The organism is Gloeocapsopsis crepidinum LEGE 06123 (genome assembly GCF_015207655.1).
Classification (GTDB): Bacteria; Cyanobacteriota; Cyanobacteriia; order Cyanobacteriales; family Chroococcidiopsidaceae; genus Gloeocapsopsis; species Gloeocapsopsis crepidinum.
This window is the reverse complement of record NZ_JADEWN010000016.1, coordinates 41005-63173: the sequence shown is the minus strand read 5'-3', so window position 1 is coordinate 63173 and position 22169 is coordinate 41005. Positions and strand designations below refer to the sequence as shown.

Genomic DNA, 22169 nt, shown 5'->3' with positions numbered 1-22169 from the left:
CATTAGGAGTATAGCGGTTATTTGAATAATGCGATCGCATTATTCAATACCACGTCAAAAGTTTTTATAAGAATTGTTAACTTGCTACAGATACAAATAAAGAGGTCTTTTAAGACCTCTTAACACTGATTATAAATTTAAAAATTAATTACAGCAGCCCTGTATTCATTCCAGGTTTTCCTGTAGCCAGTTCCACCTTAACAATCTTGCCACCCATTTTCATGATCCGTTGCTGTTCCCGAAACCAGTTGTCGTAAGGAACGAGCTTAGTGAAGTAGGTGTTTTGCAACTCCCGCTGTGTTCTAATCCGTGTTTGACTAGGAACACAGGCAGTAACCTTAAACATCCGCATTGGTTAACTCTCTCCTGGATTATTGAATTAGAAAAATTTTTGATTTCAATTGATTTGAGGGCAACAAAATACCACTGCTACCCTATTTTCTCATGCTTTGCTTACACAATTCTTTAATAAGCGAACAATTTCAGTTAATTGCTCAAAGGCTGGAAGTAAAGCGTCAATGCCAAACCTCTTAACACTTATTGCCTCACATTGAGGCTTTGAATAAGCGGTAACATGTCTGAACACTCACGATCAACTTCCAGACCTTAATTTAAGGAGAATTACCTTGAAGCTTTAGCTATTCTCTGTTATCAAGAGGAACAAAGCTTAGCTCAAGCCAGAGCAGATATAGTCAAAGTAAACACCCATTTCCTTACCAGCATCAGGACCTACTAAACTAGCAGTTACTTCTTTCATTGCTTGGATAGCTTGTACTGTTGCGCCGATAGGAACACCCAAAGAATTGTATGTTTCTTTAAGACCGTTAAGTACGCGCTCATCAAGGATAGAAGGATCTCCCGCTAACATGGCATAAGTCGAGTAGCGCAAGTAGTAGTCAAGGTCGCGGATGCAAGCAGCATAGCGGCGAGTCGTATACATGTTGCCGCCTGGGCGAGTGATATCAGAGTAAAGTAGAGACTTTGCTACTGCTTCTTTAACAATTGCTGCTGCATTAGCACTGATTGTTGTAGCAGCACGCACTCGTAGTTCGCCTGTTTGGAAGTAGCCTTTTAGCTTCTCCATAGCGGAGTTGTCAAGGTACTTACCTTGTACGTCTGAAGCATTAATTACTGATGTAATCGCGTCTTGCATGGTTTTAATTCCTTATTTCCCACCGTGTTGCAATTGTTAGTTTGAGAAGTAGGTTCTCACACCCTACTGCATAGCACCGACTAGATAGTCAAAGTAAGAGCCAGCTTCAGAAGCATCTTCCGAAGACATCATCGAGGTAGCAACATTCTTCATTGCTCGGACACTTTCAGCAACTGCTTCAATCGGAGTGCCGAGTGACTTATACATTTCGCGGACGCCAACAACACCAATTTCTTCAATTGGTGTAACATCACCAGCGACAACTCCGTAGGTGATCAAACGTAAGTAATAATCCATATCGCGCAAGCAAGTTGCAGTCATTTCCTGACCATAGGCGTTTCCACCAGGGGAAACAACATCAGGACGCTTTTGGAATAATTGATCGCCGGCTTGCTTAACAATACGCTCGCGGTTGTCTGTTAGGGTCTGAGCAATCCGTAAACGGCGCTCACCACTAGTAACAAAGCTCTTGATCCGATCGAGCTCACCAGGGCTGAGGTAGCGAGCTTCGGCATCCGCATTCACGATCGATTTCGTGACGATACTCATTAACCGATTCCTCCAAAAATTAATGAAACCAGGTTTATTTAGTTTCCCGTACTTACTTTGACAGTAATTCGAGACTGCTAGCACACACCTTGAGTAACTCAAGTGCTGGGTATTGCTAGTAGAAATTTACTCAACTTTCTGGATGCCACTGCGCGGAATTCCGCTACTTGCGCACTCCATTTGGGGAGAGTTCCCAGTTTTTCCAAGGTGTTTTTTATAACAGTAGTATTACCTTGGCTAGCTGTATCTATGCTTAAGCTTTTTGCTTTGACTTGCCAGCTAATTCACTGCTTTCGTCTAGACATTTACCAGCTACCTGCGTAACTAGAGATACATTAAGCTTGCAGATACAGTTACCTTCCGCAAATATTTTGCGGCATTTAGTTCATCTTCTGAGTCACCTGTTAACAGTTTTTAACATTACTTTTCAGTTTTCTGACAGACAAGAAGCTCTAACCAGTCATTTTGTCTTGACTGGTCAGAGGATACTAGTAGCCTACTCAGACTAAATGAAGCTTAGACTCTAGGAGCGGTTTAAAATCGAAGGAGACAAATCAGACCAAGATTGCTTAACCAGATCAGCAGCAGCCTTCACACTACCCAAATAGTTACCGGCTGGTAAAGAGGGATAGCGACGATAAGGTACAACATCCTCGCCAAAGAATTGAGCGTACTCAGCACTGTCTACCATTGCATCAACAGCAGCTTTCAGACCGCCATCAGCTAATAATTTATTGTATTGACGAATTTCTTGCTGCGTTGCTGGTGCTCGACCCAAAATATGACGGAATAAGAATTCAATCACCTTAGTGTTTGGGTATGGCGTGTAGAAGCGCCGCACGTAGATATCTGAACTTGCTAGAGTCCGGACAAATTCTCTAACTGAGATTTCACCGTTTTTCAGCTTGCTATCTAGATCAGAACGTCGCAAGCTGTCTGGGACTTGACCGCTAAACAAATCCATCACTTGACAGTAGATCGCATCAACAACGAGCGCCATTTCAGCCGAATTCGCTCCTTGAGTAGCGCGGTAAATCCGTGCAGGTCTGCGTCGAGTTGTTCCCACACCAACCTCAACTGATTGTCCGCGACCATCATTGAAGGAACGACCAAGCTCAATAAATAATGGACGAGTGCGATCCATTTGTCGGGCTTTTGCTGCTGTATCAGCGATCGCCTTCGCAGTTAATGGCATTTTCGCCGCATCCATTTTTGGTTTAACTGGCTCAAAGCTGGGCACAACCAAGTCATCATTTTGCTTAGTCAGCTGGTTATAGAGCTTCTCTGTATTAGGGAAATTAGCGGCTGGTAGTGTTGGGAAACGGCGATATGGCACTGTATCTTCTCCAAACACTTGAAGATACTCCATACTATTTACCATCACACTTACAAAGCCACGAATACCCTGAGCAGCAAGGATCTGGTTGTACTTGCGAATCTCGGCTTGGTCTTTTGGTGCGCGACCTAAGAAATGTTTGGTTCCTAGCTCAATCACCTTAGTGTTCGGGTAAGGTGTATAAAACTCTTTGATATAAAGCTGAGAACTACCTAACCCTTCAATAAACTCTTTAACAGTAATTTCACCGTTACCGAGTCGGCTTTCTAATGAGGTAAATTCATTCTCAACAATATACGGTTCGATGTCGCGCTCAAAGACTTGTCGGTAGGCAGCCCGAATAATGATTTGAACATCAGTCTTATCCGTAGTGCTTCCCAGTTTGAAAATTTTGGTTTGCTCGCGTTGTCGCGAAACACCTTGATTAACTCGGAATTGAATATTCGGTTCAGAGCGAGTTTCTGCTACCGCACCCAATTCAACAAAGCGTGGTGTCTCTTCCGTCTCGACCTTAGCACTAACAATATCTTCAGGAATACTGCTAACACGTAGCGATCGCAATGCCACACCAGCAGGAGTTAAATAACGCTCATAAGGAACAGTATCTTCTCCAAAGGTCTCATTGTACTCTGGACTGTCAATTAAGGCGTCAATGAGCGCGTAGAAGCCCTTCTTGGCACAAATATCAAAGTATTTATTTGTTTCTTGCCTACCGTAGGTAGGACGTCCCAGTAAGCGCCGATGAATGTATTCAACTGCCTTTGTTACATACAAAGAAGTCCAGTACAAACTCCGGAACAAATCTGATTTTGCTAATTGGCGAATAAATTCTCGAACACTAATTTCGCCGTTTTCTAGCTTGATTTCTGACACCTTCAGGCGCTGTCCTTCGTAAACATCGCGTCCAAAGACTTGGAAATACGCAGCTCGAATTACTGCTTGTGTCGAGCTTTCCGAGAATTTGACACTCGAAGTTGTTGGTGCTCTTCTGCTACCAATACCAGGTAACTGATCGAGACGAAAAACTTTGGGTCCAAGTGTTCCAGGAAATTCACCGCGTGCTTTAGGATTACTATTTTGGTTGTTAGTTGCAGGTCCCTGGTGAATCAAGATCCGCTTAGTGTCCTTGCCAAAAGGAGCTGGTCGCGTGCTGGGGTTCCGAGTTTCTTTCGGGAAGATTGCACCGAACTGAATTTCTAGCGGATCGTTGCCTGAACCGTAAGGATGCTGATCTGGTAGCGGCTGATTGTAATCTGCAAATAGCGTGATGAACTGCGGTACTTTGCGGAATGGCGCACTGTAATTTAAGAGATCTTGTTGTGCTCCCCAATTACGGCATTCTTGGGCTTCTTGACCTAAACCGCGAATATAAGGAACTGTTTCTTCACCGAAGTAGTCCGAATATTCTTGAGAATCTACTAATGCATCAACTAAAGCAGATAAACCACCTTGCGAGATGATGGAAAAGTATTCTTGTAGTTCTTCACGACTTGATGGACCGCGACCTAAAAAGTGGCGAAAAGCTAATTCAACGACGCGGCTGTTAATAAACGGCTCGTAGAATTGTTTCCGATACAGTGGTGATTTACCTATACGGCGAATAAACTCTTTCATTGAGATGTCGCCGTTTTTGACTTGAGATTCTAGGTAAGAAATCGACTGGCTGTAAGCACGAGTAATATCCCGCTCAAAAACTTGTCGATAGGCTGCTTTGACCACCGCTTGTTTTTCTGAGGCAGAAAGACCTGGTTTCATGACAAACTTTTGGCGTCTTTCCGCTGCATTGAAGTAAATTTGTGGCAGTTGCAAGCCTTGCTTATCAGACGAAGCAGTTTGGCGTAGCTTATCTGAAGGCGTTGGGGCTTTAAATTCTGTAATTAAGACATCCATGTACTGCGACACAATGTCTGTTGCTTCTTGGTCCCTGCGAAAGTAAGAGACTGCGGCTTGTCGCATTTCCTGTAAAGCTACAATTGTTGCTTCACCAGAACAGGCATTTTCAATGATTTCGCGTAAACCACGCGTATTGACCGCAATGATGTTTGGATCGCCAGCCACGATCGCATAAGTGACATAACGCAAAAACCACGATAAGTCGCGCAGTGACTTTTGCATATTGCTAGGTCCATACCGCGCCACATTAATTGGGCGAAATCCTGGTGGTGTCGCACCACCCCCACTGGGCGAAGCACTAAACAGCGATCGCAACCCTTCTAGAAATCCTCCACGGCTTTCGACGTAAGTGATATTTCCTAGTCGAGATGCATCTTGTACTGCTTCTTGGGCACCTACCGCCGCCATCTCAGCTTCTCGTGGCTTTTCGAGATACGCCATTGGCGAACCGCCTACAAAAATGCGGTTAGCGGCGCGAGACACAATTAATGCTGAGTTTTGGGTCAGTGTCTCGGCAATTTGTAATCGTTTTGTGCCTGATGCAAAATAATTTGCTAATTCATTTAGTTCACCACGTTCCAAAAAGCGGTCTTGTTGTTCCGCTTGGGAAATTGTGGCGACTGCTAGTGTTTGATATAGTTGCGGGCGTGCAACTGAGCTTCCACCACTTGCTTTAACACTCATTATTATTCCTAAAACTCCCTTGAGATCACAACACAGCGATCAATCTGACTAGAGTACTAGTTTCTGTTGCTTACTATTTTCCCACTAGATCTTCCACCCAAAATATTTTTGGTAAAGAAAGTCAAGCAGGAGTGGTACTACTGTCCCACAGAACTTATGATGTTCGTTTTTTATTGTTGAACAGCCAAGAACGAAGCTGAAACTTGAATTGCTTCTCCTGTTGCCTTCCCAACCTATCCTGACTTCTATCAAGCCAGTTGCCACTCGATTCGCTGCTATAACGGTCAAGTGTGCCCTATGGTAAAGGATGAAGGAGATTTTCGCAGTCAACTATTTACTTAACAAACTGTAATTGTTTATTCAGTCTCATACCTACCAAGGCAGGCAGAGAGTTGACTATTGCTTTAGATTTATACGTAACTTTATAGAGGTTACGTAGGAGATCATAGTGGATATAGGCAGAACGCCTGAGAAAAAAGATAAGTTTTGTTACTTTTAGCGTATGGAAGCTCAAGATATTAGTTCTGCCGTACAGCGGTTATATGATACATATCCGTTTCCTCCAGAACCACTTTTAGATAGCCCACCTCCTGGTTACAACTGGCGCTGGAATTGGACGGCTGCTTATAACTTTTGTACGGGTCAAAAACCTGACAAGCAAGATGTCCGTATTCTCGATGCAGGATGTGGGACAGGAGTAGGAACAGAGTATCTTGTACACCTCAACCCGCAGGCTACTGTCGTCGGAATTGACTTAAGTGCAGGGGCATTAGCAATAGCGCGCGATCGCACTCAACGTTCTGGTGCTGATCAGGTCAAATTTCATCACCTCAGCTTGTATGATGTCGCACAAGTACCGGGTGAATTTGATTTGATTAACTGTGTTGGTGTACTCCACCATCTCGCAGACCCCATCAAAGGAATCCAAGCTTTAGCCGCTAAACTTGCCCCTGGTGGATTACTGCACGTCTTTGTTTACGGAGAACTGGGACGTTGGGAAATTCAATTGATGCAAAAAGCGATCGCTCTTCTTCAACAAAGTGCAAATTATCAAGATGGTGTCCAAATCGGACGAAAAATTTTTGCTGCCCTGCCGGATGATAATCGCCTTGTCAAACGCGAAAAAGAACGCTGGTCGTTAGAAAATCAGCGGGACGCAAATTTTGCAGATATGTACGTTCATCCTCAAGAGATTGACTACAATATCGAGACACTCTTTGAACTGATTGATGCTTCGGGTTTAGCTTTTTTAGGCTTTTCCAATCCGAGTTTCTGGCAATTAGAGCGCCTTTTGGGAAAAGACCCAACGTTGATGCAACGCGCACAAGGTTTGAGCGATCGCGCGTTGTATCGTTTAATTGAACTGCTAGACCCCGCAGGCGCTACGCATTATGAATTTTTCCTCGGACGCCCTCCCTTACCTAAAGCCGACTGGTCAGCTGACGAGACAGTGCTTGCGGCGATTCCCGAACGTCATCCATGCATAGAAGGATGGGCAAGTCGTTGTTTATTCAACTACGACTACCAAATTGTCAATTTATCCGAAGCAGAATTTGAATTTCTGCAAGCTTGTGATGACAACTTGCAACAAAGCGTAAGTGAAATTTTGTCTCAAGTGAAGCTAGATTTAGCTGAAGTGCGATCGCTCCTGAAATCTGGACTAATTATTCTAAGTCCGAGTTAATTGTTTTTTAAGTATTGTTACCACAACATGTTATGATTTCAACTGGCTCATATGAGTCAAGTTAATCAACCGTACTGGTTTGCGTTTCCCGTGAACTTGGCAAACAACTCCTCAGAACCCGCACCTCTCCAGGGAGATATTTCTCCCACTGGTTTTGCTTCGTCAAAGCCAGGCAGCTCAATGCAAGATTTCTATCAGCTTGCTCAAGAGTTGTTATTTTGGACTCTCACATTGACAGGGATGATCTTTGTCTTTGTCTGGATGTTCTATTCACTTAATATTGCTCTGAACTACCTGATCGGGGCATGCACAGGTGTGGTTTACTTGAGGATGTTAGCAAAAGATGTTGAGCGACTAGGTGGAGAAAAAAGACAACTGAGCAAAACTCGGTTAGCTTTATTAATTGGGTTAATTCTACTCGCAAGTCGATGGAATCAACTGCAAATACTGCCTATATTTCTGGGCTTTCTCACCTATAAAGCTTCGCTCATCATCTACGTACTGCGGACGGCATTTGTCTCTGACTCTCACAAAGTCGGGCAATCCTAGAAGAGTTTTATTCTCACTTGGGGAATCCAGTTGAAGGGAAAATGCTGAATATTTTGCGCATCACCAACTTTGCTCACCTTGCCGAATTAGAAGTAGGCAAACATCTCTATTGGCAGATTGGTAATCTCAAAGTTCATGGTCAAGTTTTTTTGACATCATGGTTCGTGATTACCTTGCTAGTCATTGTGTCAATTGCTGCTACCAGAAATATCAACCGAATTCCCCGTGGGCTACAGAACTTCATGGAGTATGCCCTAGAATTCATCAGAGATTTGGCAAAAAATCAGATAGGGGAGAAGGAATACCGCCCGTGGGTGCCTTTTGTTGGCACTTTATTCTTGTTCATATTTGTGTCAAATTGGTCAGGGGCACTCGTTCCTTTTAGGCTTATTCATTTACCAGAAGGCGAACTTGCAGCTCCTACTAGCGACATAAATACCACTGTGGCGCTGGCTTTGCTGACATCATTAGCATATTTTTATGCCGGTTTCAGTAAAAAGGGCTTAGGGTACTTTGGTAATTACGTGCAGCCTGTACCTTTTATGCTGCCTTTTAAAATTATCGAAGATTTTACTAAGCCCCTCTCCCTGAGCTTTCGATTATTTGGTAACATTCTCGCTGATGAACTAGTAGTGGGTGTGTTGGTATTACTAGTACCATTATTTGTTCCCTTGCCAGTGATGGCTTTAGGTCTGTTTACAAGTGCAATTCAAGCACTGATCTTTGCTACACTCGCCGCAGCTTACATCGGCGAAGCGATGGAAGATCATGGGCATGGCGAAGAACATGGGGAACATGCATAAAACGGAGAGAATATGGAATAGGGAAGTACCTGTACACCCATTACCTCATACGCAACTCACGCGAGTTAGTTCAAATAAATTTGTAATTTCAGTTTTGTCAAGTAAGGAAGATAAATCATGGATCCATTGATTTCTGCTGCTTCAGTTATAGCTGCTGCTCTTGCTGTAGGATTAGCTGCTATCGGTCCTGGAATTGGTCAAGGAAATGCAGCAGGTCAGGCTGTTGAAGGAATCGCTCGTCAGCCAGAAGCAGAAGGCAAAATTCGCGGTACTTTGCTGTTGAGCTTAGCATTTATGGAAGCGTTGACAATTTACGGTCTGGTTGTTGCTCTTGTGTTGCTATTTGCTAACCCATTCTCGTAATTGCTCGTGTTTTAAAGTGTAGAGGCGCTTTTTGTAAAGTGTCTCTACATTGCCACGATATAAACTAATTTAACTTCTGCTCAACCTACATAGCCCCTTAGAATGACATCAAAGGGGTATGAGACTATGACACATTCAATAATCTTACTCGCAGCAGAAACAGCAGGTAAAGAAGGCGGGCTATTTGATATTGACGCCACCCTGCCTTTGATGGCTATACAGTTTCTATTTTTGGTTTTGATTCTGAACGCTACTTTTTACAAGCCACTGAGTAAAGCAATTGATGAGAGGGATGAATTCATCCGTAAAAATCAATTGGATGCACGGGAACGCTTGTCGAAAACAGAGCAACTAGCATCTCAATACGAGCAAGAACTCGCTACAGCACGCCGACAGTCGCAACAAATTGTCGCTGATGCTCAAGCAGAAGCTGAAAAAGTTGCCGCAGAAAAAATTGCCGCAGCAGTTAAAGAAGCACAAGCTCAGCGAGAACAAGCAGCGCAAGAGATTGAACAACAAAAGCAAGAAGCTTTAGCATCATTAGAACAACAAGTTGATACCCTCAGCCAGCAAATTATGGAAAAACTGCTAGGGACACAGCTTGTCGGTCAACGCTAGTTGTAGTTCAAATGACAAAAAACTAGAGTAGAAGCTTAATGCCGAAACTGGGAAAGGCAATCATTCACAAGACGAACTCAAGCAGCGCAGATGTGGACGGGTACAATGGAAACTTTTTTATTGTTGATGGCAGAAGCCAGCGCTGTGAATGCTGAATTGGCAGAGGGAAATCACGGTTTTGGGTTGAATTTTGACATTTTAGAAACAAACCTGATTAACCTTGTCATTATTATTGGCGTGCTGTTTTTCTTCGGGCGTAAAGTTGTCGGAAAAACTCTCAGCGATCGCCGCGAACGTATCGAAACAGCAATTGTTAATGCACAAAAGCGCGCAACCGATGCAAAAGCGGCACTAGAAGAACAACAACAGAAGCTGGCTCAAGCACAAGCGGAAGCTGAAAAAATCCGCAATAATGCCCAAGAAAATGCCAAAGTCGCCAGAGAAAAAATTCTCGCAACGGCGGCAACTGATATTGAACGCATGAAAGAAAATGCAAGTCAAGACTTGAATGCAGAACGCGATCGCGCGATCACCCAGTTGCGTCAGCGGGTCGTCGCGATGGCGCTAGAAAAAGTTGAATCTCAGTTGCAAACTGGCGTAGACAGTGATACGCAGCAAAAACTTATTGACCGCAGTATCGCGCTGTTGGGAGGTCGTTCATGAAAGGTGGTGCCGCAACCCAAATTGTTGAACCGTATGCTCAAGCGTTGATGTCAGTAGCGCGTAACAACAATTTAACCGAGCAGTTTGGTGGAGATATCCGTGCTCTACTTGATATTTTAGAGAATTCTGAGCAACTGCGTGATTTCCTCGCCAATCCATTTGTTAGCGTTGAGGACAAAAAAGCTGTGCTACAGCGCGTAGCTGGTGAAGTTAATCCGTATCTGAGAAACTTCCTCATGTTACTAGTAGATCGCCGCAGGATTCTTTTGCTAGAAGAAATTTGTCGGCAGTTTCTCGCGATTCTACGTCAGTTAAATCAAACAGTTTTAGCAGAAGTGATTTCTGCCGTAGATCTTACAGATGAACAGCAACAAGCTGTTCGTGAGAAAGTGATCGCGATGACAAGTGCAAGAGAAGTTGAATTAAACACCAAAATTGATCCTGATTTGATCGGCGGTGTCATCATTAAAGTAGGCTCTCAAGTCTTTGATGCAAGTATCCGCGGTCAACTACGCCGCCTTTCTTTACGCCTTAGCGGTAATACATAAATATAAGGGGTGAGGAACTAGGAGCAGAAGCTAGAAAAATTCGCAATGGCACTTTGTGACTCCTAACCCGCAACTCCTAAATCATACTCATAACCTTTAATTCCTCAACACCTAACACCCAAAATGATCAGCATTAGACCTGACGAAATCAGCAGCATAATTCAACAGCAAATTGAGCAGTATGACCAAGAAGTTAAAGTAGCTAACGTTGGTACTGTACTGCAAGTAGGAGACGGTATTGCTCGGATTTATGGCTTAGAAAAAGCCATGGCAAGTGAACTATTAGAATTTGAAGATGGTACTGTTGGCGTTGCACTGAACCTAGAAGAAGATAACGTAGGTGCAGTACTTATTGGAGAAGGTCGCGAAATTCAAGAAGGTAGCTCCGTAACCGCAACTGGGAAAATCGCTCAGGTACCAGTAGGAGAAGCCATGATTGGGCGCGTCATTGATGCTTTAGGTCGTCCTATTGATGGTAAGGGAGATATTCAAACCTCTGAAAGCCGCCTGATTGAATCTCCTGCACCAGGAATTGTGGAACGCCGCTCAGTCTATGAACCAATGCAAACAGGAATTACTGCAATTGATGCCATGATTCCCATTGGTAGAGGACAGCGCGAACTAATCATCGGCGATCGCCAAACAGGAAAAACCGCGATTGCTGTAGACACAATTCTTAACCAGAAAGGCGGCGACGTTGTTTGCGTGTATGTTGCCATTGGTCAGAAAGCTTCGACTGTAGCGAATGTCGTCAACGTGCTACAAGAAAGAGGCGCAATGGATTACACTGTCGTCGTTGCAGCAAATGCCAACGATCCAGCCCCGCTGCAGTGGCTAGCTCCTTATGTTGGTGCGAGTGTGGCTGAGTACTTCATGTATAAAGGTAGAGCCACACTAGTCATCTACGACGATCTTTCCAAGCAAGCTCAGGCTTATCGTCAAATGTCATTATTACTGCGTCGTCCACCAGGTCGGGAAGCTTATCCAGGAGATGTCTTTTATCTCCACTCGCGGTTACTCGAAAGAGCAGCGAAACTAAGTGACGATCTAGGCGGAGGTAGTATGACAGCACTACCCATTATTGAAACCCAAGCAGGCGACGTATCAGCATACATCCCCACAAACGTTATCTCAATTACAGACGGACAAATTTTCTTGTCTGCTGACTTGTTTAACTCTGGTATTCGCCCAGCAATCAACCCTGGAATTTCTGTATCGCGCGTAGGCTCTGCTGCTCAAACTAAGGCAATGAAAAAAGTTGCTGGTAAACTAAAGCTAGAACTAGCACAGTTTGACGACTTACAAGCTTTCGCACAGTTTGCCTCTGACTTGGATAAGGCAACACAAGACCAGTTAGCCCGTGGCGAGCGCTTGCGCGAATTGTTGAAGCAACCGCAGTATTCACCACTAGCAGTCTACGAGCAAGTTGCTTTGTTATATGCCGGAATTAATGGCTATCTAGATGATATCTCTGCAGATAAAGTAACAACTTTTACAAAAGGTCTGCGCGACTACTTGAAAACGGGCAAGCCACAGTTTGGTGAAATCGTCCAAAAAGAAAAGCAGTTAACTGATGATGCAGAAAAGCTGCTGAAAGAAGCACTTACAGAATACAAGCAAACATTCTTGGCAACTGCCTAACTTGTTCTTGATCCGCGATCAGTAATGCTCTAGTTGCTACTGATCGCTAATAACTGACAGTTGAGAAAACTATGGCTAACTTAAAAGCAATTCGCGATCGCATCCAGTCGGTCAAGAACACTCAAAAAATTACTGAAGCCATGCGTCTAGTGGCTGCGGCACGCGTACGCCGTGCCCAAGAACAAGTAACGGCAACTCGTCCTTTTGCAGATCGCTTGGCACAAGTACTCTATAACCTACAAGGTCGATTGCAGTTTGAAGATGTCGATTTACCTTTACTGAAAAAGCGGGAAGTTCAATCAGTAGGGCTGTTAGTTATCTCAGGCGATCGCGGTTTATGCGGTTCTTACAATACTAATGTTATCCGCCGTGCAGAAAATCGTGCGAAAGAGTTGAAAGCTGAAGGTCTAGACTACAAATACGTTTTAGTAGGACGTAAAGCTAATCAGTACTTTCAACGTCGCGACCAACCAATTGACGCTACCTATACAGGCTTAGAGCAAATTCCTACTGCCGCTGAAGCTTCTAGCATAGCTGATGAACTTCTTTCTCTATTTTTATCAGAAAGTGTAGACCGAATTGAGCTAGTTTATACTAAATTTGTTTCATTAGTAAGTTCTAGACCAGTTGTGCAGACCTTACTACCGCTTGACGCTCAAGGTCTAGATGCTGATGATGAAATTTTTCGTTTAACTACTCGCGGTGGCGAATTTGAAGTTGAACGTCAAAAAGTAAGTACTACTGTCCGCAGTTTTCCACGAGATATGCTCTTTGAGCAAGATCCCGTCCAAATTCTAGATGCACTATTGCCTCTATACCTGAACAACCAACTTTTGCGCGCACTGCAAGAATCAGCAGCCAGCGAACTTGCAGCAAGAATGACAGCAATGAATAATGCCAGCGATAATGCTAGCGAATTAATTGACACTCTCACGCTGTCTTACAATAAAGCACGGCAAGCTGCAATTACCCAAGAAATTCTTGAAGTGGTTGGCGGTGCTCAAGCGCTGGGATAAAAAAAAGGCAGAGGATAGCTGCAAGAAATTTCTCTAGGGTGTTCTCCTGACCTCTCATCACTTGTCAATTCCCATATAGCTGACTATAATGGGAGTATAAATGCATGGGGCTGTAATGGTTTCGACGTGTTGGCGAACGCTGCTCTGTGATACAGGTCGAGAGCGAGTCTTCTCTCGTTAATACCGGACTCGAAAAAAATGTAACTGCGAACAACATCGTTCCTTTTGCTCGTAAGCAAGCTCTAGTAGCTGCATAACAATCTCTTAAAGATTCGAGCGTCTGTAGTCTGACTCCGTTAAGGGCTATAGACCAACCCCAACGGATGCTCTAGTGAGGTTTCTCTGGTTACTTGCTAGCTAAGACTTAACCACTGCATCCTACCACTCGGGATAATGGGTGGTTCCCGCCTTGAGGATTAGAAAGGCTAAGCCTGTGAATGAACGGGGGGTTAATACCCATTACGGACGGCAGTTCGATCCTGCCCAGCTCCATTACTCTAATTGCTTAGAAGTCTGTCTTTTCGTGAAAAAGGCAGGCTTTTTTGCTGTCTAATGTTGTATGTGAGCATTTAAAGACAATTGCCTTAATTAGTAGTAAAAGACACCGTCTCTCACAATCAACTGTTCTATTAATTAAACAGAACGTTCTACATAATAGCTTGAAGTAGAACACCGAAATTTAGAGCTTTTTATTCCAGCTATGTTTTCCGCAGCAAGAGTGTTTCTATTCTTGTATAGCTGAGAAAACTGCTTTACTTGCACAGTCGTTCTAGCGAATCAACTTTGCTAGGGCTAATTCACCAACTTAGATAGATTTTATGGAAGTTAAACCTCTGATTTCTCCTTCAGAACTTGCAAGTCTTTCACAAGAATCTGTTGTCGTGATAGACACTCGCGTAGCTGAAGAGTATGCTGTTTCTCACATTCCTGGTGCAGTTAATCTACGAGAGATGTTTACTTACCTAGCAACTTCTACACCTGAAGGATTAGCTGAGTTGCGATCGCAATTTGTAGAACTTCTGAGTGCAGTAGGAATCTGTGGTACAGAACGCATTGTCATATACGAAGATGCCTTGAATACTGGATACGGGCAATCTTGTCGCGGTTATTTTTTACTAAAGTACTTTGGCTGTCCTTCTGTCTCTGTGTTACATGGTGGTTATCAAGCTTGGCTGGCAGCAGGTTTACCAACTACAACAGAAGTTCCTGTAATTGAAAACAAAGTTTTCACAGTTAGTATTGATTCTTCAATGATGGTAACTACTGCACAAATGCTGCAAGTACTAGACAATCCAGCAATTATTAAACTTGATGTCAGAGATGCCGATGAATGGCGAGGAGAAAGTTCTTCCCCGTATGGTGTAGATTTTTGTCCGCGTAAAGGTAGAATCCCTGGGGCAGTTTGGATCGAGTGGTATCAGATGATGGAACTAAATTCTGAAATACCCATGTTTCGCTCTACCGATGAAATTATGGCAATGTGTCAAGAGGTTGGTATTACACCTGATTCCACAGTATACATTTATTGCTTTAAAGGTTCGCGAGCTTCTAATACACTCATTGCACTAAAGGAAGCTGGAATCAAGGATGTGCGCAATTATTTTGCCTCTTGGAATGAATGGTCGCGCGATGCATCATTACCAATTGAGATAGGAGAACCCAGCGATCGCAAGATTCCTGCATCAGTTTAACGACTAAAGAGTACTGTAAGAAAGCTAATAGTAAACCTCTCTATGTATCATCGTGAAGTAAATGCGGATTTACTATGCTGCGAAAACTTGCATAGCGTAACACAATTTACTGTTTTTTACAGTTACTACTGATTGAATTAGATAGAACATTCTATTTAAGAAAATGGCTGAAACTACACTGACAACACAACTTAAATCCCCACTACGTCCAATCAGTAAAGAGGGCTTAGAAAAACTCGCCACTAGTGCCAAAGCAAACCCAGATGTTGTTAAGTCCCTCAAGGTCAAGACAGTTTGCGAAGGACAGTTTCGCAATCTAACTTACGTACGCGATTTACCTGCACACGTTATTGACGAACCACCAACTTTATTAGGACAAGACACAGCACCCAATCCTTCTGAAGCCGTACTAGCTTGCCTAGGTTCCTGTCTATCGGTTGGGATTCATGCTAATGCAGCCATGCGTGGTATTACCTTGACAAAGTTGGAATTGGAACTTGAGGGAGATATCAATATTACAGGTGTTTGGGGAATTGGTGACTTGTCAGACAAGCGGTTGGGATTTACAGATGTTCGAGTCAAAGTTGAACTAGACGGTGATGCTAGTCGTGAAGAGTTAGAGGAACTTGTTGCCCATGCTAATGTTTGGTCGCCAGTTGCTAATACACTAAGGCTTCCTGTCAATATGGAAGTTACTCTGGCGTAGATATTTTATCTGATTAGTCGCATGAGGCTCAATCCTATGAGTAGCAACAAAATAAATATTGGGGTTGAGCCTATATTTTGTAATCAACTTGAAAGAGAATTTGCGATGCATTCCCATATTCATACGGTTCAAGATCTGCTAGTTGAAAATACGCCATTACCAGACTCAAATAGTGATGCGATCGCTCAAAATCTTCAAAATCTCATTAACTTAGAATTAAAGCCTAGAGTCAAAGATATTGATGAGAAAGGTGAATATCCAAAAGCGTTTTTACAAAACCTTGGTGCGATTGGTGGATTTGGGCAAAGTGTTCCCAAACAATACGGTGGTGCTGGACATCAAGGGCTAAAATTTCCGGTACAGATGATTGAGGCAATTTCTCAAGAATGCCTAAACACAGGGTTTATTACTTGGTGTCAGTTTGCCTGTACGTGGTATCTACAAAATAGTGATAATGAATACTTGCTAAGAAACGTTTTACCCAAAGTAGCAAGCGCACAAATCATAGCAGGTACAGGGTTATCTAACCCAATGAAGCATTTTGCTGGAATTGAGAAAATTGCTTTAGTTGCGCAACGTAAGAAAGGTGGATATATACTCAATGGTACTTTACCCTGGGTATCCAATATTGGTTCAGAGCATTACTTTGCGATCGCAGCTCAAATAATTAATTCCAATGACTACTTAATGGCAATTGTTACTGACAGTTTCCCAGGATTAACTTTACGTTGCAATTCTCATTTTATTGCCTTAGAAGGTAGCAATACTTACGCCTGTATTTTCAAAGATGTTTTTGTACCTAATACATTTGTTTTAGCAGCACCTTGTGAAGAGTATGTTGAACAAATTAGAGCTGGTTTCGTTTTAACTCAGGTAGGAATGGGTTTAGGATTAGTCTCCAGCTGTATTGAGTTGATGCAAGAAGCAAATAAACGTCTAGCTCATGTCAATTGTTTTCTTGATGATTGCGTAGAAAATTTAGAAAATGAACTTGAATCTCTACGCTTACATACTTATATCTTGGCAACAGAGATACAGTCACCTGAATCTATCCGAAATGATTTCTTTAAAAAAGTTGTCCAAGCTCGTGCAACAGCCTCAGAACTTGCTTTACGTGCTGCGCAATCTGCAATGTTACATTTAGGTGCTAAAGCTTATTTAGAAGGTAGCACCGTTTCTAGAAAGCTGCGAGAAGCTTATTTTGTAGCAATGGTAACTCCTGCATTAAAGCATCTAAGAAAAGTTTTGTCTCAAATGAAAGATACTGCTGTTTAATCAATTGAATAGAGTCATTGTTTCAAAAATATTTGAAGATAGAGAAGTTTACGTATTCAAGACTTCGACAGAAAGCAACATAAAAAAATAACTAAATAAAAATAAATCATGGTAGCTTTTCTCAATACTAAAATTAGAAAGACTTATAATTTAAATAGCTTCATGTCAAGATGCTCTTGTGGTGGCTTTCATACATCAGAAGAACATTGGAGATTTATGGAAGGAATGCCTCAAGATCCAGTAGATTTAGTTGCTGATCTAATTGCAATGGGGCAATACAAACCTGAAACGTTAAAGCTAGCCGAAAAAAATATTTATGCAGAATTCAGACAAGCTTTAGTGCAGCAAATACTTGCTAAAGCTGAACCAAAACAGCAGCAAATATGTAACGAGCTGATCAAACAAGCAGGAGGATTAGAAGAAGCATTCGCAGCTGCATTTGGTTCTCATGCGACAGTTTTTTTTAATGATACTTTGCGGGCGAGTAAATTTCGGCGCAGAGATTTTTTAATCAAAGTGGCAGCAACAGCAGCGATTGTAACGCTAGCAAGCTGTGCGGGCGAGAATAATATTAATACTTCACAATCGTCACCAGAAGCAAGCACTCCTGGAAACTTAGAAAAAACAGATTTAAATATTGGTTTTATTCCAATTGCCTGTGCAACTCCGATTGTCATTTCAGAACCCTTAGGCTTTTATCAAAAGCATGGCTTAAACGTAACCTTGCGGAAAATGCCTAACTGGGCAGCAGTAAGAGAGTCAGCGATCGCAGGTGAACTTGATGCTTATCATATGCTTTCACCCATGCCAATCGCCGTGACGCTGGGTTTAGGTTCGACAACTTTCCCAATTCAACTTGCAAGCATCGAAAACATTAATGGACAGTCGATTGCTGTTGCTCTTAAACACCGAGACAAAATTCAAGGTCCTGCGGACTTTAAGGGAATGACAATTGCAGTTCCTTTTCCCTATTCCATGCACAACCTACTATTACGCTATTATTTAGCTTCTGGAGGCTTGAATCCAGACACCGATGTTGCTATCCAGATTGTGCCACCACCAGACTCCGTTGCCCAAATGTCAGCAGGGCAGATTGATGCTTTTCTGATGCCTGATAACTTCGGTCAACGTGCAGTATTTGAAGGCATTGGTTACATCCATATGTTGACAAAAGATCTGTGGGATGGTCATCCTTGTTGTGCTTTTGCTGCTAGCCAACAGTGGATTGATGCGCATCCTAACACCTTCCGTGCAGTCAACAAAGCAATTATTGATGGTGCTGCACACGCCAACGCTGCTGAAAATCGTACAGAAATTGCCAAAGTCTTATCAGAACGTCGCTACCTCAACCAGCCCGAACCTGTGTTGCAAGCAGTGATGACAGGTAACTTTGAAGATGGATTGGGAAATACGTTAAATGTGCCGGATCGCGTTGGGTTTGATCCTTATCCTTGGAAAAGCTTTGCTAAGTGGATCTCCTCGCAGTTAGTGCGCTGGGATTTGATGCCAACTGAGAAAGCCGACTATCCTCAGATTGCCGAACAGATTTACATGACTGATTTAGCAAGAGAACTTGCCCAAGAATTAGGGCAAAATCCTCCGAATGAAGAAACCAGAGTAGAAAATCTGAAGTTTGACACTTTTGATCCAGCAAATCCTGCTGCTTATTTAGAACAACAAAATCAAAAATTCAACGTTTAAGCTTGATGCCATTTGTTAGATTCATGGCTAATTCACTACCACAACGCCGTAAACTCGTACCCATCTGGAACAGCAACTTACAAGCATTGGCTTTGTTCTTGGTTGTGTTGATTGTGTTTCTGGGCGCTTGGGAATTAGGAGTTCAGTTAAATGTCTTTTCTCAACTAGTGCCATCTGCGAGTAGAACATTACAAGCGTTTTGGGGTTGGGTTTCTGATCCATTCTTCGACTACGGTCCCAATGATAAAGGCATTGGCTGGCACGTCCTGGCAAGTTTGAGAAGGGTTGTGACAGGATTTTTAATTGGTTCTGCGATCGCGATTCCTTTGGGTATTTTAATCGGACTATCTGACGTTATTTCTAAGGCTGTAGATCCCTACATTCAAGTTCTCAAACCAGTCTCTCCTCTTGCATGGCTGCCATTAGGACTTGGCTTACTCAAAGACTCAGAAAACACTGCTTTATTCGTCATCGCGATTACTAGCCTTTGGCCTACTCTGATTAATACTAAATTTGGAGTGAGCAATGTCGATCCTGCGGTACTTAATGTAGCGCGTACCTTGGGCGCTTCGCGCTGGCGAACGATTTGGAAAGTCATTCTCCCTGCGGCTGCACCTAGTATTGTTGCTGGATTACGCATCAGTATTGGAATTGCTTGGTTAGTTATCGTAGCAGCAGAAATTTTGGTTGGCGGAACTGGAGTAGGCTACTTTATTTGGAACGAGTGGAACAACTTAGAAATTACTAGCATCCTCACCGCGATTATTGTCATTGGACTAGTTGGGTTACTGCTAGATCGGCTATTTGGATTACTACAAACTTGGGTTTCTTTTGGACAACGATAACCATGAATGCGAGTGCGGATGAATTCGCTGCTACACAAACAAAGTCCACCAATTTAGAGTTATGAGTTACTCGTAAAGAGTGTTGAGTTATGAGTTAAGAAAATTAAAAATAAATGCCTCTGTGCATGCTACGCTTTCCAAAACTCAAAATTCTTTAGAATTCAAAACTTAAAACTTTGCTTGGGTAGCCTTAACTCTGCAATTTTTAATTAAGTCAATTGACGTACTATGATTTCTTCACACGTTGATCCTGTTGACATTAGCTCTACTTCTGCTCAACTTGCATTGAATCATGTCTTCAAAATTTATCCTGGGCGGCAAAGTTGGCAAGACAAGTTACTACGACAGACTTCACCAGATTTTGTAGCGCTTGCAGACATCAACCTAGAAGTTGAAGCTAACACTTTTGTGTCAATTATTGGTCCATCCGGCTGTGGCAAATCGACTCTACTAAATATTATCGCTGGACTTACCCCACCAACTCGCGGTTCAATCAAACTCAATGAAGTTGAAATTTCTAAACCTGGTCCCGATCGCGGAGTTGTATTTCAAAACTACGCATTAATGCCGTGGATGACTGTTTTTGAGAATATTCGCTTTGCAATTGAGACAGTGTATCCACACATGACTATTGTTGAACAGAAAAACATTGCCCGCGAGTACATTGATTTAGTAGGGCTACGCGGTGCTGAACGTAAGCATCCTCACGAACTATCAGGAGGAATGAAACAAAGGGTAGGCATTGCTCGTGCATTGGCTATTAACCCCAAAATCTTGCTCATGGACGAACCGTTTGGCGCCTTAGATGCACTCACTCGTGGTTTTCTGCAAGACGAAGTTGCTCGAATTTGGGAACAACAGCGACAAACCGTTATTCTCATCACTCATAGTATCGAAGAAGCATTGTTACTCTCTGACAAGATTGTCATGATGACAAGAGGTCCTGCGGCACGAATTGCTGAAGTTTTAGATATTCCTTTTCCACGACCGCGCAGGCGTGAATCCTTAGATCAATACCCAGCCTACCACGAGCTAAAAGCTGAGTTAGAAATGCACTTATCCCAGGAAACTCGTGCTGTGGAGGAAGCACGCATCAAAGTTAAACCTTAATAAAATGCAAGGAGTAAGTAATGTCAGTTGAGATTCCTGAAATTACCAAAAAACTACTAGCTGCAAAGCAAGCAAAAGGCATCAGCTTTGCCGATCTTGAAAAAGCTGTTGGACGTGACGAAGTCTGGATTGCTACAGTGCTTTACCGTCAAGCTAGCGCTTCGGAAGATGAAGCAAGTAAAATCCTACACGCCTTAAATCTCAGTCAAGATTTATTGCCAGAACTTACAGCTTGTCCAGCAAAGGGATTAGGTCCAGTCGTACCTACTGATCCGCTGGTTTATCGCTTCTACGAAATTATGCAAGTTTATGGAATGCCTATCAAAGAGGTAGTGCATGAAAAGTTTGGTGATGGCATTATGAGTGCTATTGATTTTACGCTAGAGGTGGAAAAAGAAGAAGACCCCAAAGGCGATCGCGTCAAAGTGATTATGAATGGCAAATTTTTGCCTTATAAGAAGTGGTGACATTTGCTGTAACAGAAATAACAGAAATAAGATAGAAAATGGTGGAATAGCGGCTACTTACATTTATGGTCAATCTCAAGCGTACTCGTGAGGACATACTGTCCTCCGTGGGAGAACTGATTCATCGCCAAGGTATTCAATCAACTGGACTGAAGGAACTTTTTGCAGTAAGTCAGGTGTCTTCTGGTAGTTTCTATAACTACTTTGAGTCAAAAGACGAACTTGCTCACGCGCTTATTGACTTTAAATGGAATGAGCTTAAAGCTGCTATCCTCATCCCTGCAATGAATGCTTCTGAAGATCCGATCGCTAACCTCTTTTGGATGATTGATCGCTTAGAAGAAAAGCATCTTACCGATCCTAATTGTGCAGGCTGTCTCTTGGGTAATTTGATCGTAGATTTAGTAGCACACGATAGCTCTTTTCAAGAACATTTGGTGCAGGTTTTTGATGAATGGCAAAATGCGATCGCACAATTGCTACAAGCAGGACAAACTCAACTCCAACCAAATATTAACCCTAATGAACTAGCAGAACAACTACTCGCGATGATTGAAGGTGTTCTTTTGATGGAACGCCTATACAAACAGCCTGCCCGCTTACACCGAGGTTTTGACAATATTCGCTTTTTTTTAAAAGTAGCACTTCGTTAGTAGAAAGTAATTGTACTGACGACTTACACCTATTTTCTCAAGATACTTCTTACCAGAGCAGCAAAGTTTTGATTTTTATTATTCAACTAATTATTTAAAACACAACTCAAGCTTATCTACAACCGCAAAATTACAGATGTAAGCTCAAAATCATTTTAATATTCAGTAATCTTCACCAGGAAAAATAATTTGGAGTTATGGCACTGTTGAATCAGCAGCAA

The 22169-nt window shown here is 42.7% G+C and carries 20 protein-coding genes, 1 other RNA gene and 2 pseudogenes; 18 read left to right on the top strand and 5 right to left on the bottom strand.

Translation table 11 applies throughout. The features are described from left to right. Positions 1 to 148: 148 nt before the first annotated feature. The 5 genes and pseudogenes from IQ230_RS08625 to IQ230_RS08610 form a co-directional block, all read right to left on the bottom strand. Positions 149 to 352: a phycobilisome linker polypeptide gene (locus IQ230_RS08625; RefSeq protein WP_099701783.1), complete on the bottom strand. Its 204-nt coding sequence runs from the start codon at positions 350 to 352 to the stop codon at positions 149 to 151. Positions 353 to 667: 315 nt separating this feature from the next. Continuing rightward, a complete protein-coding gene (apcB, locus tag IQ230_RS08620) occupies positions 668 to 1153 on the bottom strand; it encodes an allophycocyanin subunit beta (RefSeq protein ID WP_099701784.1) in 486 nt (161 codons plus the stop codon). Between the two features lie 63 nt (positions 1154 to 1216). Then, positions 1217 to 1702 carry an allophycocyanin subunit alpha gene (gene apcA, locus IQ230_RS08615; RefSeq protein ID WP_015187506.1) on the bottom strand — a complete coding sequence of 162 codons (486 nt, stop codon included), beginning with the start codon at positions 1700 to 1702 and terminating at the stop codon, positions 1217 to 1219. 523 nt (positions 1703 to 2225) lie between these two features. Beyond that, positions 2226 to 2699 (bottom strand): annotated as a pseudogene (locus IQ230_RS26485) (phycobilisome rod-core linker polypeptide); the annotation flags it as partial. Positions 2700 to 2921: 222 nt separating this feature from the next. Next, a pseudogene (locus tag IQ230_RS08610) lies at positions 2922 to 5615 on the bottom strand (phycobilisome rod-core linker polypeptide); the annotation flags it as partial. A 502-nt stretch (positions 5616 to 6117) separates the two neighbouring features. Between IQ230_RS08610 and IQ230_RS08605 the strand changes: the two are divergent. From IQ230_RS08605 to IQ230_RS08520, 18 genes are all read left to right on the top strand, one after another. Beyond that, on the top strand, positions 6118 to 7299 hold the full coding sequence (locus IQ230_RS08605; RefSeq protein ID WP_193931600.1) for a class I SAM-dependent methyltransferase: 1182 nt from the start codon (positions 6118 to 6120) through the stop codon (positions 7297 to 7299). 180 nt (positions 7300 to 7479) lie between these two features. Continuing rightward, positions 7480 to 7848: an ATP synthase subunit I gene (locus IQ230_RS08600; RefSeq protein WP_228054698.1), complete on the top strand. Its 369-nt coding sequence runs from the start codon at positions 7480 to 7482 to the stop codon at positions 7846 to 7848. 41 nt (positions 7849 to 7889) lie between these two features. Beyond that, positions 7890 to 8651: a F0F1 ATP synthase subunit A gene (gene atpB / locus IQ230_RS08595; protein ID WP_099701787.1), complete on the top strand. Its 762-nt coding sequence runs from the start codon at positions 7890 to 7892 to the stop codon at positions 8649 to 8651. A 117-nt stretch (positions 8652 to 8768) separates the two neighbouring features. After that, positions 8769 to 9014 (top strand): ATP synthase F0 subunit C, encoded by a 246-nt coding sequence (atpE, locus tag IQ230_RS08590; RefSeq protein WP_006102085.1) that lies wholly within the window; start codon positions 8769 to 8771, stop codon positions 9012 to 9014. 126 nt (positions 9015 to 9140) lie between these two features. Next, positions 9141 to 9632 (top strand): F0F1 ATP synthase subunit B', encoded by a 492-nt coding sequence (locus IQ230_RS08585; RefSeq protein ID WP_193931599.1) that lies wholly within the window; start codon positions 9141 to 9143, stop codon positions 9630 to 9632. A gap of 105 nt (positions 9633 to 9737) precedes the next feature. After that, entirely contained in the window at positions 9738 to 10295 is a 558-nt protein-coding gene (locus IQ230_RS08580) for a F0F1 ATP synthase subunit B (RefSeq protein WP_193931598.1), read from the top strand. Next, a complete protein-coding gene (atpH, locus tag IQ230_RS08575) occupies positions 10292 to 10843 on the top strand; it encodes an ATP synthase F1 subunit delta (RefSeq protein WP_193931597.1) in 552 nt (183 codons plus the stop codon). The genes IQ230_RS08580 and atpH overlap by 4 nt, the downstream gene beginning before the upstream one ends. Positions 10844 to 10966: 123 nt before the next feature. Beyond that, positions 10967 to 12484: a F0F1 ATP synthase subunit alpha gene (gene atpA, locus IQ230_RS08570; protein WP_193931596.1), complete on the top strand. Its 1518-nt coding sequence runs from the start codon at positions 10967 to 10969 to the stop codon at positions 12482 to 12484. Between the two features lie 71 nt (positions 12485 to 12555). Continuing rightward, on the top strand, positions 12556 to 13500 hold the full coding sequence (locus IQ230_RS08565; RefSeq protein ID WP_193931595.1) for a F0F1 ATP synthase subunit gamma: 945 nt from the start codon (positions 12556 to 12558) through the stop codon (positions 13498 to 13500). Between the two features lie 106 nt (positions 13501 to 13606). Further along, positions 13607 to 13995, top strand: a transfer-messenger RNA (tmRNA) gene (gene ssrA / locus IQ230_RS08560). Positions 13996 to 14318: 323 nt separating this feature from the next. Further along, complete coding sequence (locus IQ230_RS08555) at positions 14319 to 15191, top strand: sulfurtransferase (protein ID WP_193931594.1); 873 nt, start codon at positions 14319 to 14321, stop codon at positions 15189 to 15191. A 163-nt stretch (positions 15192 to 15354) separates the two neighbouring features. After that, a complete protein-coding gene (locus IQ230_RS08550; protein WP_193931593.1) occupies positions 15355 to 15897 on the top strand; it encodes an OsmC family protein in 543 nt (180 codons plus the stop codon). Between the two features lie 36 nt (positions 15898 to 15933). Continuing rightward, the gene (locus IQ230_RS08545) at positions 15934 to 17172 is read left to right on the top strand and encodes an acyl-CoA dehydrogenase family protein (RefSeq protein WP_228054695.1); all 1239 of its coding nucleotides are present in this window, start codon (positions 15934 to 15936) and stop codon (positions 17170 to 17172) included. 162 nt (positions 17173 to 17334) lie between these two features. Beyond that, positions 17335 to 18873: an ABC transporter substrate-binding protein gene (locus IQ230_RS08540; RefSeq protein WP_228054694.1), complete on the top strand. Its 1539-nt coding sequence runs from the start codon at positions 17335 to 17337 to the stop codon at positions 18871 to 18873. A gap of 23 nt (positions 18874 to 18896) precedes the next feature. Then, the gene (gene ntrB / locus IQ230_RS08535) at positions 18897 to 19718 is read left to right on the top strand and encodes a nitrate ABC transporter permease (protein ID WP_193931590.1); all 822 of its coding nucleotides are present in this window, start codon (positions 18897 to 18899) and stop codon (positions 19716 to 19718) included. Between the two features lie 228 nt (positions 19719 to 19946). Then, positions 19947 to 20828, top strand: a complete 882-nt coding sequence (locus IQ230_RS08530; protein WP_193931589.1) for an ABC transporter ATP-binding protein — start codon at positions 19947 to 19949, stop codon at positions 20826 to 20828. Between the two features lie 20 nt (positions 20829 to 20848). Continuing rightward, the gene (gene cynS / locus IQ230_RS08525; protein ID WP_193931588.1) at positions 20849 to 21295 is read left to right on the top strand and encodes a cyanase; all 447 of its coding nucleotides are present in this window, start codon (positions 20849 to 20851) and stop codon (positions 21293 to 21295) included. A 65-nt stretch (positions 21296 to 21360) separates the two neighbouring features. Beyond that, entirely contained in the window at positions 21361 to 21948 is a 588-nt protein-coding gene (locus IQ230_RS08520; protein WP_193931587.1) for a TetR/AcrR family transcriptional regulator, read from the top strand. Positions 21949 to 22169: the final 221 nt, after the last annotated feature.

Excerpts from the sequence above, each read along its gene's own strand:
- IQ230_RS08625 (WP_099701783.1), bottom strand. The coding sequence starts at position 352 with ATGCGGATGTTTAAGGTTACTGCCTGTGTTCCTAGTCAAACACGGATT.
- apcB (WP_099701784.1), bottom strand. The coding sequence starts at position 1,153 with ATGCAAGACGCGATTACATCAGTAATTAATGCTTCAGACGTACAAGGT.
- apcA (WP_015187506.1), bottom strand. The coding sequence starts at position 1,702 with ATGAGTATCGTCACGAAATCGATCGTGAATGCGGATGCCGAAGCTCGC.
- IQ230_RS08605 (WP_193931600.1), top strand. The coding sequence starts at position 6,118 with ATGGAAGCTCAAGATATTAGTTCTGCCGTACAGCGGTTATATGATACA.
- IQ230_RS08600 (WP_228054698.1), top strand. The coding sequence starts at position 7,480 with ATGCAAGATTTCTATCAGCTTGCTCAAGAGTTGTTATTTTGGACTCTC.
- atpB (WP_099701787.1), top strand. The coding sequence starts at position 7,890 with ATGCTGAATATTTTGCGCATCACCAACTTTGCTCACCTTGCCGAATTA.
- atpE (WP_006102085.1), top strand. The coding sequence starts at position 8,769 with ATGGATCCATTGATTTCTGCTGCTTCAGTTATAGCTGCTGCTCTTGCT.
- IQ230_RS08585 (WP_193931599.1), top strand. The coding sequence starts at position 9,141 with ATGACACATTCAATAATCTTACTCGCAGCAGAAACAGCAGGTAAAGAA.
- IQ230_RS08580 (WP_193931598.1), top strand. The coding sequence starts at position 9,738 with ATGGAAACTTTTTTATTGTTGATGGCAGAAGCCAGCGCTGTGAATGCT.
- atpH (WP_193931597.1), top strand. The coding sequence starts at position 10,292 with ATGAAAGGTGGTGCCGCAACCCAAATTGTTGAACCGTATGCTCAAGCG.
- atpA (WP_193931596.1), top strand. The coding sequence starts at position 10,967 with ATGATCAGCATTAGACCTGACGAAATCAGCAGCATAATTCAACAGCAA.
- IQ230_RS08565 (WP_193931595.1), top strand. The coding sequence starts at position 12,556 with ATGGCTAACTTAAAAGCAATTCGCGATCGCATCCAGTCGGTCAAGAAC.
- IQ230_RS08555 (WP_193931594.1), top strand. The coding sequence starts at position 14,319 with ATGGAAGTTAAACCTCTGATTTCTCCTTCAGAACTTGCAAGTCTTTCA.
- IQ230_RS08550 (WP_193931593.1), top strand. The coding sequence starts at position 15,355 with ATGGCTGAAACTACACTGACAACACAACTTAAATCCCCACTACGTCCA.
- IQ230_RS08545 (WP_228054695.1), top strand. The coding sequence starts at position 15,934 with ATGAGTAGCAACAAAATAAATATTGGGGTTGAGCCTATATTTTGTAAT.
- IQ230_RS08540 (WP_228054694.1), top strand. The coding sequence starts at position 17,335 with ATGTCAAGATGCTCTTGTGGTGGCTTTCATACATCAGAAGAACATTGG.
- ntrB (WP_193931590.1), top strand. The coding sequence starts at position 18,897 with ATGGCTAATTCACTACCACAACGCCGTAAACTCGTACCCATCTGGAAC.
- IQ230_RS08530 (WP_193931589.1), top strand. The coding sequence starts at position 19,947 with ATGATTTCTTCACACGTTGATCCTGTTGACATTAGCTCTACTTCTGCT.
- cynS (WP_193931588.1), top strand. The coding sequence starts at position 20,849 with ATGTCAGTTGAGATTCCTGAAATTACCAAAAAACTACTAGCTGCAAAG.
- IQ230_RS08520 (WP_193931587.1), top strand. The coding sequence starts at position 21,361 with ATGGTCAATCTCAAGCGTACTCGTGAGGACATACTGTCCTCCGTGGGA.